The sequence below is a fragment of the Paenibacillus tepidiphilus genome, from assembly GCF_008635795.1.
Classification (GTDB): Bacteria; Bacillota; Bacilli; order Paenibacillales; family Paenibacillaceae; genus Paenibacillus_AQ; species Paenibacillus_AQ tepidiphilus.
The window spans coordinates 1-12858 of sequence record NZ_VWRQ01000019.1 but is presented as its reverse complement, the minus strand read 5'-3'; the positions used below and the strand labels follow the sequence as shown (position 1 = coordinate 12858).

The following is a 12858-nucleotide window of genomic DNA, read 5'->3' as shown; positions in this document are numbered from 1 at the left end:
AAGACCCGCAAACCCCTTTTTACACCTCGCAGCTCTGGGCTGGGCTGGACGCTAAACCCTGAGCACCCGGTGTCTTGGGTAGTTATGACGGGCGTGATTGCCGTTATCATCTATTCTGCGTTCCGTTAGGATGTCACATCGGCTCGATATGCACAAGCACGTTGGATACGTGGTGCCGGTCTCTCAACTGATCTTCAATGGCCTCGGTGATATCGTGGCTCTGCACAACATTCAGCCGGGAATCGACCAGCACTGTCGTATCCACCAGCACATTGTTGCCGTGAATGCGGGCCTTCATATCTTTGATGAGCTCTACACCTTTAACTTCGGCCACCGTTGCCTTCATCAGCTCCAGCTCGCCCGCATCGAATCCATCCGTCAAATCATGCGTCGCTTTGCGGAAAATGTTCCACGCTGTTTTACAGATCAGCAACCCGACAATCGTACCGGTCAACGGGTCCAGCCAGGGCAGACCGAACTGCGCGCCGAGAATTCCCACAAAAGCACCTATACTGACCAGCGCATCGGACCGGTTGTCCTGTGCAACGGCTTCAATCGCATTGCTGCGCAGCTTCCGGGCCAGCCGGATGTTATATACATACACGCCGAACATAACCGCAGCGGCAAATAGCGCCGTCCAGGCCGCCGTAAGATCCGGCGTCTGCAGCTCGGGCTCTATAAATTTGTGGATCCCCTGATAAAGCACCTGCAAGCCGACGGCGATCATAATAAAGGAAGCCACCAGCGAGGCAACCGTCTCCGCCCGGAAATGCCCGTACCCGTGGTTGGAGTCCGGCGGTCTGCGGGAAATGTTGAGTCCGATCAGAATAGCAACTGAGGCGATAATATCCGTGCTGTTATTCAGGCCGTCAGCCAGCAGCGCCTGAGAACCGGCAGCCACCGCCACAAGGAGCTTGAGTACAGATAATGCAATATAAGCGGCCAGGCTAAGCCAGGCCCCCTTCTCACTTTGTTTGATCTCACTGTAAGTTTCCAAAGCTTATAGAACCTCCGGTCAATTGGTATTGTTCTATACTACACGCCGGAATGCGGGTGGGTCTAGAGAAACAGTGTTGCCAGGCAGCTTATATGTTCGCTCTGCCAAATAGAGTTGGCAAGGTGTAATTGTGTTGTATTCTGCAACAAAAGTTTGCCTTGCGCCAACAACTGACATTCCTTTTGGCAATGCTGTAACTTTTCACCGGGATAGAGAGTCTAATCTAATGAGTAATTTTCAGCATGAGGGATTTTCAGCATGGAGCTATCAGCGGGCTGAACGAAGCCGCAAACCGGAGAGGAGTTTATTTTATGCTCAAAAATAGTTTACGGAGCTATCGCCGCAAGTCTGCTGCTGCCGCTGGCCGCTGTACCGGGCGTCTCAGCCGCCCACGTGGAGAAGGCGACTTTCTGCATAGGTGATGCCTCTTACACTAAAGTGCAGGCACCGGTGCTGTGGCCAGCCTGGTCTACTCCGTGAAACCTCTGGCAATGCTGGATGAGGACCCGGTTAACGGTAACATAGCCGTTTCCGTAATCAGCTTGAGGTCCGGTGAGCTGAAGGGGAAGCACCCATAAGTCTGGACGGATAACGCGAATCAGGATGGTCCCTTCCGCAGCAGCGGCAATTTGTACGGCGTTAAGCCTCCCGCCAACATTAAATAAGCAAAGGACAATACTCATGAACAATACTATTCTGCCTTTCGTTGCCACACCGCGTAGACGGCACCTGTTCGCTACTTGGGTCTGCTCTGCCGCTCTGAGTGTTCTCTTGCTCGGCGGCTGCAGTAGCAACGTTAATACAGGCAGCCCGGCCGCCGGGTCTGCCTCCACTCCCCAGTCCACTGCGGCGGCTCCGTCAGAACCCGGTGGGGCCGCTTCCCCAACCTCGCCTGCGACTCCGGCGGAGACGGCTCCAACGACTGCCACACCTGCGATGACCACTCCAGCCGCGACGGCTTCTCCGTTATCCGCCGCCGAAGAGACGCTGGCGTCGATGAGCCTGGAGCAGAAGATCGGGCAAATGCTGCTTGTCGGCATTGATGGCACGAAGCTGGATGCTAAGGCCCGCTCTATGATAAGTGAGGACCAGGTCGGCGGCATTATTCTTTATGCCGACAATATTTCCGGTCTTAAGAGCATGGTTAGTCTCATCAATGAGTTGAAGCGCAGTAATAGGGGCAATCCCGCACCGCTATGGATCAGCGTAGACCAGGAAGGCGGCAAGGTCAGCCGTCTGCCGAAGGAGTACGCCACATTTCTCGCGAATGGCACCGTCGGTGCCCAAGGCGACAGCAGGACCGCCGGGACGATGGGCCGGCTATTGGCCCGGGCTGTGAAATCGGCGGGCTTTAACATGAACTTCGCTCCCGTCCTGGACATTGCCAGCAATCCGGATAATCCGATCATCGGCACCCGTTCCTTCGGCAGCACTGCGGAGCAGGTCACCGATCTGGGCATCGCCGAGATGAAAGGGATCGCCGATGAAGGCGTTGTGCCGGTGGTGAAGCATTTCCCGGGGCACGGCGACACATCCGTCGATTCCCATCTGGAGCTTCCCGTCGTTAATAAATCGCGGGACGAGCTTGCAGCCCTGGAATGGCTGCCGTTTCAGGCTGCGGTTCAGGAACAGGCTGACGCTGTCATGATCGCGCATATCCTGTTCCCGCAGCTTGATCCGGACAAGCCGGCATCCCTCTCCGTTCCGGTTATCAAGGAGCTGCTGCGCGGGGAGATGGGTTACCAGGGAGTGGTCATTACCGATGACCTTACAATGGGTGCAATCGTCAAGAATTACACACTCGCAGCAGCGGCTGTCGATACGGTGCAGGCCGGAAGCGATATTCTGCTGGTCGCCCACGAATACGGAAATGAACAGGCGGTCCGCAAGGCCCTGCTGGCCGCTGTCAAAGACGGCACTATCACCGAAGCGCGGATCGACGAAAGCGTTCTGCGGATTCTTGCGCTCAAGGATAAGTACAAGCTTAGCGATGAAGCCGTTCCTGTACCGGAGCTGTCCGGATTGAACCGGGAGATTAAGAGCTGGCGCGCCTCTCTGGCTGTACAGTAGAGCAGCATATGCGTTCACACCGCCAAGCATAAAAAGGGCGGGTTGCCAGCTTCGGCAACCCGCCCTTACGTATTTATTATTGCAGTACAACCGTATCTCCGGCCTTCAGCCCGGTTACAATTTCCGTCTTCTCCGAAGTCTCAATGCCGACCTCGACATCCTGGCGTTCAATCTGCCCGTCTCCCCGGTCAACCATCACGTACGCGGCATCTCCTTCATGCATAACTGCCATGCTGGAGACGACTACCGCCTTATCCTTGCGCAGCGTCTCGATATCGCCGGTCAGGCTAAGGCCGCCGATCAGGTGTTCATTCGGCTGCAGCGAAATCACAATCTCGAACTGCGGCACCGAGGAAGCGGAATTCTCCGCTGAAGCGGTATTGGCGAATTTGGCGACCTCTGTCACTTCACCGACCAGCTGCAGATCCTTGATGGCGCTCATTTTCACCTGAACCTTCATGCCCTGCTTGATCTTGAAAATATCCTGTTCCCCTACCTGCGCGATGAACTCCAGCTTGTTCAGGTCCACAATCTTGCCGATATACTGATTGTCGGTCACATTCTGCGGAAGTTCGCTGCTCTTGTCCGCCAGGAAGATGCCGGTGGCCGGGGCGTGCACGACTGCAGCCTGCAGCTTGGCCTTTTTGTCGGCCAGCTCCCGGGCCTGAATATCAGCGTTCACCTGATTGAGCTCCTCGCTTAGCTTGGCCGTCTCCTGGGCAGCCAGCGCCTTGAGGCGCTCCGCTTCCGTTGCTCCCGCCGGAGCGGCTTCTTCGTCCTGCATGGCAATGAAATCGTTCAGCTCGCTCTCCAGCTGCGCTTTGCGCGCCGTAGCCTCCACTGTAGCGATCTCATTGCGCAGTGTGGACTGGTCAAGCGTAAACAGCACATCGCCCTTCTTCACCTGTACGCCGTTCTCCGCTTTCCATGAAGTCACTTTGGAGGCAAACGGCGCATAGACCAGCGTCTCCTCCTGATATTGTGACTTGCCCTTCACCTGTATAGAGGTACTGATCGTCTCCTCTGTAACGGGGAACGTGATCGGCGGCAGCGGCTCCATTTCCGGAACGGCCGCTTCGTCGCTTTTGAATACCTTAGTGTACAGGATGTATCCGGCGCCAGCGACAAGAGCGACGATAATAAGCCATTTCAGGCTCCTCTTGATTATCCGTTTCATTCCCTCTGCTTCCTTTCAACTGTTAATCTAATCCCGCTTGATGGCGGTAAGCGCATCGGTCCGGGAAGCGCTGATCGCCGGATATATTCCGGACAGCACTCCGGTCATGATCGCAAAGGCAAGCCCGACCGGCAGCGTCATCAGCGGAATAAAGAAGGTCAGGCCATTGCCCGCCGTGCCGATCAGCTTGTTCATGGCCATAATAATCAGATAAGAGAAGCCTACACCGAGCAGGCCACCCAGCAGGCCGAGAAGCGCCGCCTCTGTAATGAACATGTTGCGGATCTGCCGCATGTTGGCGCCCAGCACCTTCATAATGCCGATCTGCCTGCGCCGCTGATGGGTGGACATCGTCATGGCCACGATAATCGAGATTGAGGCTATGACCAGAATAAAGACCCCGATGCCCAGCGCAGCCATCTTGATCATATCGAATTGCTCTTTCAGCATCTCTTGCTGATACAGATTGTCGCTGGTAGTCAATTGCAGCTTCTGAATCATCTGCTCGACCCATTTGATGTTGTCCACATCGTCTACTTTAACCGTTACAGTGTTATAGCTGCCTTCCTCCGGCAGATTAATAGCGCTGCCGTTCTCAAAAGCCATTTCCTTGGACAATTGCGCTGCCGTTTCCGGCGAGATATAGATGACCTTCATCTCATAGGTAGCCCGTTCCTGGGTGTATCCTGCAGGAAGATCGAGAATTCCGGTTACCTGCAGCGCCGAGCTCTGCTTGAGCGGGCCATTCGGTACGCTGTAATCCTGCATCTGGAACTGGATCTGCTTCCGGTACAGCTCGGAAGGCACGGTCTGCATGCTGGTATACTGGTTCATCAGTTCCTGATTGAACGGGTCGGCGTTCATTTGGTCGAACAGATTCTGTCTGACGCTCACATCCATTAATCCGAGCGTAGCGCTGTAGTTCAGCACCGCAGTTCCCTGCACCCCTGAACCGCCGCCTTTGCTGAAGGTTTTGTCGAAATGCGTCAGCTTGGACAAATCCGTAACGATGACCTGTACGTCGCCGATTTTGTTGTCCATCGTGACCATCTGCAGGTAACCCGCTTCCTGAAACGGCGAAGCTGCCACCACATGATCAAAGCCTCTGATAATTTCCAGCTTCTCGTCCGTCAGCTTGCCGGGATTCAGATTCTCGTTCTCCTGCTGCTGTCCAGCCTGTCCTCCGCCGCCGCCCGGTGAAGGAATGCCGCCGCCAGGCGACACCATAATCTCATCCATCTTAAAATTGCGGTTCACTTCCTCCGTCACATAAGCCTGTGCGGATTGTCCGATGCTCAGGGCTACAATAATAGCCGCACATCCGATTGAAATACCCGTCATACACAGGCCGGTCACGACCTTGCGCCGTTTGACCTGATCCCAGGCCATGCGGGAAATATCGCGTATCTTCACGGCTCTGCCTCCTCCGGTACCGGGTCTGCATCACGGAGATCTCCGGTGATCAAATATCCGTCGCGCAGGGAGAAAATGCGCTGCATCCGGTCTGCAACCTCATGCTCATGGGTAACCACGATAAACGTCGTCTTCAGCGTCTTGTTGAGCTGCAGCAGAATGGCAAGAATCTCCTCTTCGGTCTTCGAATCGAGATTCCCGGTCGGCTCATCTGCAAAGATGACCGACGGCTCCGTAATCAGCGAGCGGGCAATACTCACCCGCTGCTGCTGACCGCCGGAGAGCTGCGAAGGGAACATGTCCTCCTTACCCTTCAGCCCCACCTGCTCCAGGAGCTCCATGGCCTTGAGCCTGCGGTGTTTGGGGGACACCGACTGAAAGACCAGCGGCAGCTCCACATTCTCACAGACGGTCAGGGAAGTGATCAATTCATAAGCCTGAAAGATAAACCCGATATGCTTGCGGCGGAATTCAGCGAGCTTGTTCTCACCAAGCTGCACGATATCCTGACCGGCGATGTAAATATGGCCTTCCAGCGGCTTCATCAGGCCGGCCATCAGATTAAGCAGCGTGGACTTGCCGGAGCCGGAGCTGCCAAGCAGCGCGACCATTTCCCCCTGGTTAACGGTAAAATCGATGCCATGCAGCACCTTTGTCCATTCATTTCCGGTCTTGAACGAATGGCTGATATTTTCCACTCGCAACATGAAAGCTGCTCCTTTATAAGCTTAATATAGGACTGGGCCTCTACTCTTTGCTCCCATCGTCCTTCTGTGGCTCTTCTTTGACAGGCAGACGCTCATAGACGAGATTATATGTCTGGCTGCCCAGCTCCTGCCGCAGACCCTGGAATTCATCCAGCAGGGTAATCCTGTAAGTACCGCCGTACAGAATCTTATACAAGCTCTTGGTGAACGAAAGCGTCAGGCTGTTGTTCGCCCCTTCGTTCAGATCCGTCCCCGGTGTCAGCGTCCGTTCCTGCGACTGCCCGTAAGGATCAGTCATCCGCAGCACCAGCTTGTGCTCCGAAGCCTTCGCTTCATAGGCTTCATTGCGCTGCAGGGTATAGCTGAACGAAATATTGATGGTATCGCTGCCTTCGAGCAATCTTGCATCAGCAGCCAGCACAGACAGAGTATAAGGATAGAACTGTACGGTCTGCAGGTTGGCAGCCGGAGTCGGTATCTTCGGAACAAGTCCCAACGAAGCAACATTGAAGAAAGCGGTCGGTGTTTCGCCGATTTCGCTCACTTTGCTTCCGTTAAGGCCTGTCCCCAGAACAAGGGACAATTCGCCGGATCTCACCGTCTTCGGCACCTTCGCCCAGAAGCTGACCAGCTGCTTGCCGCCTGGCAAAGCCGGAGTTTCCGGCTGGCTGACTGTCGCTTCGTAATACTCGCCTGCGGCAGTCTTGTAATACCCCTGCAGCCGCGCCATCGCGCTCTGCCGGCGTTCGCTGCTGCTGACCAGCAGCTCGGTATACACGATGTTGTAGCTGCCGCCGTCATATATAGTGGTCCGGTTCTCCTGGACTGCTGCATTTTTACCTTTTCCGGCAATAGTGTAGGTTCCGCCCGCAGCAACATCCGGCACCGATTGCAGCGTATTGCCCGTGCTGAGCGTCAGGAACGGCAGCTTCGTTTCATTCACCGTGCTGTACAGCTGGACCGAAGCCTTGTCAAATGTGCGGGTATACGGAACCTTGGCATACACCGTAAGATCGGCGGATTGCCCCGGTGCAAGCACCGCGCTTTCCTTATCCATTACCAGCTCCGTGACGGCGCTCAGGTCTTCGTTATCCAGCTTGAGCGCGCCCTTCAGATCAGGCAGGGACAGGTTGACGGACTGATTGTTCGTCAGCTTCAGCTTGGCGGTTACAATATCCTGGTCCTTCCACGGATAACGCTGCAGGGACTGCAGACTGTAGGAGAACGAACCATACTGATTCTCCGCAGCATAGACTTGTCCGCTGTAAGTTTCGGACCGCAGTGTATAAGGAATAGCGAAATACGCTACCGGAAAAATCACTTTCGATGCAGTTACCGCAGGGAATGCAGAAGCTTCCCCTTCCTCAGCCGGCGCGCCGCCTGAGGCTGCGGCGCTGACAGACTCGATCATCTGCAGCTGCAGACCCTCCTGCTGCACCTGCAGCGGGATCTGGACGGTCAGCGGCACCGTCTTGGACTCCAGAGGCTTGAGCGTCAGACCGGTTAAGGCCTTGGCTTCCACCGGAAAGAGCGTCCCGTTCGCGGATTTGACAGCCAGCTCATAGGTTGGCAGAGTCGCCGCCTTGCTGCCTTTATTGCTCAGCTTCAGATTGAAGGACCATTCCGCCTGGGCGTTCTCGGCATAGACGGACGCTCCCTGCAGCCGTGCCTCAACAGCAGAGCCGCCGATGCTCAGCACTTTGCCCGCCCCTTCCTTCACTACCAGATTGGGGGCGGCTGCCGCCGGAAGCTTGAAGGAGAGCTTTGGCAGCTCCACCTTCAGACTCTCATCGGTTTGGGTCAGCTGCAGCTTCATATTGCTTGTGTTCACATAGGAGGGAATCTCAGCCAGGTAATACAGGCTCTTCTTCTCCTGCGGCTGAATCTTGTATCCCGTCAGCGAGCTGCTGAGGGCTAGCTCGAAGGATGTGCCGCTGGCGGTAACCAGATAAGCTTTGTAGCCGGGATCACCCAGGGCCTGGCTGCCCTTATTGGTCATATGGAGCCCGACCCGAGCGTAGACCTTGCCGGAGTACTTGTAGAGCTGCAGCGATTCCGCCCCAGCCGCCACTGTGTTGCCGTTAATCGCCGTGCTGACGGATTTACCCGTGGCGGCGGCCGCCGAATAATTGGCCGGCAGCGCAAAAGCGCCGGCCTGCCGCAAATATCCTTTCGCTGAACGGTCCCAGACGTTCAGCGATATTTTAACCCCTTTCAGGGAAGTCAGCTGGCCTGCGTTCACATAGTAGGTTACCTTGACATTGTTCTTCGCGAGTACCTTCTTCTTGGCTGCATCGGCAGTCACCGGATTGCCTGGAAGCACGCTGCCTCCGGGCGTAATGACCCGCGGAAAATAATGCAGCAGATTGGCGGCTGCCGCACCGCTGTTATTGTAGCGCAGTGTAAATGACACAATATTGCCGCCCGTCTGCGGCCACAGATTGACCTCTTCAAGTACGGCGGTGACTCCTGCCGCAAGCGTGACCGGCTTGAATGGATTCACCGCAGCAGCGGCGGTGGCTGCAGGCTTGGCAGCGGCTGCGGCAGCAACCGGCGCAGAGACTGCTTCCGTCCATTGGCCGAATACAAAGGTGCTAAGCAGCAGGGCGATGTATGTATTTCTTTTCTTCCCCATGGTTCTCCCCCTAGTTTTATTACTAGAGTAATTATAGTTGCTGTCCATCCTGGAAGTGTATCCAATTTGTAACTGTTGAGGTGATACTGTAACCTTTTTGTACCAATATTGGTTCTTCGGTTTAATTAAGCAACGGGACGGGAAATGCTCTGTGCAAAAATAAAGTCCCTCTACGAACGAAACGTCCGGCGGTATACACCCGGCGACAGTCCCTCCGATTCTTTGAACACTTTAATGAAGTAGCTGGCCTGGCGATAACCGGTCTGCAGAGCGATCCCGGCTACGGGCAGCTCCGTGGATACGAGCAGCAGCTTGGCCTTGGCCAGCCGGCAATCGTTCAAATAGACAGCGGGTGTCTTGCCCATTACCGACCGGAACAGGCGGAGAAAATGGTAGCTGCTGTATCCGGCCAGCCTTGCCATCGTCTCCAGATTCCAGGGCCGCTCGCACCCGTTATGAATGATATCGGCAGCTTGGCGGATGGAATGACGGACCTCCAGCGGCAGACGCCCGTCCAGCGGCTCGGAATTCTGCATCAGCGTCAGCAGAACCTCATAGAGCAGTGCCGAGAAGCGTGGCTCGCTGCGAGTCTCATAGGCATCCGCCAGCCGGTATAGCTCCTCGAACAAATCCGCTATGCCTGCCTCCGGGTCAAAGGTGAAGAAATAACCGCGCGACTGGTCCACAGCTTCGAGCAGCGGCAAGGAAATAGCTGTTCCGAAATGCACCCAGCGTACATCCCACGGCTCCCCGGGATCAGAGCCATATTGTTGATAGGCTCCGCGCGGAAACAGAAAGCCGCAGCCCCGGGACAGGCTGATCCGCTCCCCTTCCTGAAATACATATCCTGTTCCGCCATAGACCAAGTGGAGATTGTAGCTGTCCAGCACACCTTCATTTCTCCGTTCCGTGTGTCCGGGGAATACACTGTAATGCCCCAGAAACTCCGGATAGCAGACATAATGGGCATAGGACGGGGCCGAAAGCACCCATTGTTTTTTCATACGGTTCTCTCCGATTCCGCACGTAAGGCCGCGCCGCAATATAATGATATGATAGCAGGATTATGTTATTTTCGAAAACTGTATGTTGATATTACAATGGATTTGACAGTATACAAAAGCATATTTTTGCACTTGGAGGTATATTATGAAGAAACCTGCCGCTGCCGGGAAATTCGAACTCGGGGTGTGTTACTACCCTGAGCATTGGCCGGAAGAGATGTGGGAGGACGATTTCGCACGCATGGCGAATACCGGCTTCAGCATCGTACGTATGGGCGAATTTGCCTGGTCCCTGTTTGAACCGGAGGAAGGAAACTTTCAGTTCGGTTTGTTCGACCGCGCGATTGAATCCGCTAACAGACACGGGCTGAAGGTGATCCTGGGTACACCGACGGCCACCCCGCCCGCCTGGCTGACCGAGCGCTATCCGGAGGTGCTTAACGTGACGCGCGAAGGCGTTACCCTGCAGCATGGGATGCGCCGGCACTACAATTACAGCAGTCCGAAATACCGTGAGCTGTGCGCACGGATTGTCGGCGAGCTGGCCGCCCGTTACGGCAGCCATCCCGGCGTGGCCGGCTGGCAGATTGACAATGAGCTGAATTGTGAAATCAGTGACTTCTACTCGGAGAGCGATCATCTGGCCTTCCGCGAGTGGCTGCAGGCCAAATATGGCACGCTGGAACAGCTCAACGATGCCTGGGGTACGGTGTTCTGGAACCAGACCTACAGCAGCTGGTCGCAAGTATTCCTCCCGCGGCCTACACCGGTAGCCGGGCAGCCGAATCCCCATCAGGCACTGGATGAGAAACGGTTCATCTCGGCGAGTGCCATCTCTTTTGCCAGACTGCAGGCTGAGATTATCCGCTCCAAAGCGCCGTCGCACTGGGTAACGACCAACGGACTGTTCGGACATCTGGACAATCACGAGTTAAACGACGAGCTGCTGGATTTCTTCAGCTATGATTCCTATCCGCAGTTCTCCACCATTCATGCCAATCCTGCCGAAGAGAATCCGCTGCTGGACCGAAGCTGGAGCCTGTCGCTCTCGGTCACCCGTTCCATCAGCCCGAACTTCTGCATTATGGAGCAGCAGGCCGGACCCGGCGGCTGGGTTGGCCGCATGGATATGCCTTCACCCAAGCCCGGGCAAATGCGTCTCTGGACCTACCAGTCTATTGCGCACGGCGCGGATATGGTGCTCTACTTCCGCTGGCGGACAGCGACGATGGGCCACGAGATTTATTGGCATGGGCTGAACGATTACCATAACCGTCCGAACCGGCGGGTCCGCGAGGCCGAAACCATCGGCCGGGAGCTCGCTGCGGTCGGTGAGCGGATTGTCGGAACCAGGGTACAGGCCAGCGTAGCCATTCTGCGCGATTATGACAATGAGTGGGACGGCGAATATGATGTCTGGCACGGCCCGTTCAACTGGAAGAGCAACAAAGAATGGTTCAAAGCGCTACAATACCTGCATATTCCTTGCGATATCGTCTATGTACGCCCCATGACAACACTGGAGGAACTGGCACGGTATGAGGCGCTGGTCTATCCGCACCCGGCGATTATGACCGACGCGACGGCAGCACTCCTGGATCAATATGTGCAGCAAGGCGGGAAGCTGATCTTCGGCTGCCGGACAGGCTATAAGGACGAGCGGGGACAATGTTACATGCGGCCGTTCCCGGGAGCAGCCGGAGCATTATGCGGAATCAGCGTCGAGGAATTCACCATGGTTAAGGGCACCCGTCTGCCGGTAGGGATTATCTGGAGCGGTGATTCGGCCACCCTGACCGGTGCCGATGATTTCAACGACATTCTTCAGGTCGAGTCAGACAGTGTCGATGTTATGGGAACCTACGCCTCTGACTACTATACCGGCAAGCCGGCAGTAACCAGAAACCGCCGGGGTGCAGGAGAAGTATGGTATTACGGGGCCGTATTTAATGAAGCGGCAGCCCGGCAGATCATCTCTCTGTGGGGACTTCGTTCCCCGGCTGCCGATTGGCTGGAGCTGCCGCCTCAGGTGGAGCTGCAAATCCGCAGCAGCGAATCCGCAAGCCTGACCTTCCTGCTGAACTACAGCGAAGAGCCGGCGGAAATTCTGCTGAAGGCGCCGCGCACCGATGCGTTGACCGGTGTCGAGCTATCGGGAAGATACACCCTTGAGGGGTATGGGGTACTGTTGCTGAGCTGAGCTTCATTTCAAGCTAACCGTAAGCTGGCGGTAAAATAGCATAGCATAACAAAGCCAGGCAGTGTACTCTCCGCATCAGGGGAGGCCCAGCCTGGCTTTTGTATAGCCGGAAACCATTAACTTAAGTAAAATGTAACCTATAGATTGCCGGAGTTCGCTGTAAAGTGACTCCCATTAAGGGATTCGGACGATCACGGTGAAGATTCGGACGGTCACACTGAAGATTCACACGATCATAGTAAAGTTTCGGACGATCACAATAAAGATTCGGACGATCACAGTGAAAATTCGGACCATCCGCTGCTAACCGCTCGGGATTTGCTGATATTACTGCTATACGCAGCAGTAATTCGGTGGGTCTGCTTTAGGTAGTTGGAAAATCGCCACCTAATTTTACCCATACAGAGACTTTAACTGATCTAGTTGGATAACCGCTACTTAATATGGGCCAAAACCCAGTAATTTTGCAAAAAACTTACCACGGTAGATCTACAGGGGGAAGATTGCTGAAAATGTAGATTCTCCACCTTCGTCTGAGGCCAGTCGGAGGGAGATTTGGATGGGTGAGCGCTCAAAAGACAAAAAAAGGCCTTCCTCCAATTTAACGTTTAACAACACCCGTTTTTTGGATTGATCTAGCTTCAGTTGTTTGTCT

The 12858-nt window shown here is 55.2% G+C and carries 8 protein-coding genes; 2 read left to right on the top strand and 6 right to left on the bottom strand.

The window, feature by feature from the left end:
- Nucleotides 1-133: 133 nt before the first annotated feature.
- Complete coding sequence (locus F1379_RS21470) at nucleotides 134-997, bottom strand: cation diffusion facilitator family transporter (RefSeq protein WP_150273792.1); 864 nt, start codon at nucleotides 995-997, stop codon at nucleotides 134-136.
- 681 nt (nucleotides 998-1678) lie between these two features.
- On the opposite strand from F1379_RS21470, the gene nagZ reads away from it, so the two are divergent.
- Nucleotides 1679-3067, top strand: coding sequence for a beta-N-acetylhexosaminidase (gene nagZ / locus F1379_RS21465; RefSeq protein WP_150273789.1), 1389 nt, complete (start codon nucleotides 1679-1681; stop codon nucleotides 3065-3067).
- A gap of 76 nt (nucleotides 3068-3143) precedes the next feature.
- Here the strand turns inward: nagZ and F1379_RS21460 are convergent, their stop codons facing one another.
- The 5 genes from F1379_RS21460 to F1379_RS21440 all read right to left on the bottom strand — a co-directional run bounded on the left by F1379_RS21460 (nucleotide 3144) and on the right by F1379_RS21440 (nucleotide 10003).
- Nucleotides 3144-4244: an efflux RND transporter periplasmic adaptor subunit gene (locus F1379_RS21460; RefSeq protein WP_203457150.1), complete on the bottom strand. Its 1101-nt coding sequence runs from the start codon at nucleotides 4242-4244 to the stop codon at nucleotides 3144-3146.
- A 27-nt stretch (nucleotides 4245-4271) separates the two neighbouring features.
- Entirely contained in the window at nucleotides 4272-5657 is a 1386-nt protein-coding gene (locus F1379_RS21455; RefSeq protein ID WP_203457149.1) for an ABC transporter permease, read from the bottom strand.
- Complete coding sequence (locus F1379_RS21450) at nucleotides 5654-6364, bottom strand: ABC transporter ATP-binding protein (protein WP_150273787.1); 711 nt, start codon at nucleotides 6362-6364, stop codon at nucleotides 5654-5656. Before F1379_RS21450 ends, F1379_RS21455 begins: the two co-directional genes overlap by 4 nt.
- A 40-nt stretch (nucleotides 6365-6404) precedes the next feature.
- A complete protein-coding gene (locus tag F1379_RS21445) occupies nucleotides 6405-8999 on the bottom strand; it encodes a hypothetical protein (protein ID WP_150273785.1) in 2595 nt (864 codons plus the stop codon).
- A gap of 170 nt (nucleotides 9000-9169) precedes the next feature.
- Nucleotides 9170-10003, bottom strand: coding sequence for a helix-turn-helix transcriptional regulator (locus F1379_RS21440; protein WP_150273783.1), 834 nt, complete (start codon nucleotides 10001-10003; stop codon nucleotides 9170-9172).
- 145 nt (nucleotides 10004-10148) lie between these two features.
- Here F1379_RS21440 and F1379_RS21435 point away from each other — a divergent pair, with 145 nt between their 5' ends.
- Entirely contained in the window at nucleotides 10149-12203 is a 2055-nt protein-coding gene (locus tag F1379_RS21435) for a beta-galactosidase (RefSeq protein WP_150273781.1), read from the top strand.
- The last annotated feature ends 655 nt before the right edge of the window (nucleotides 12204-12858 follow it).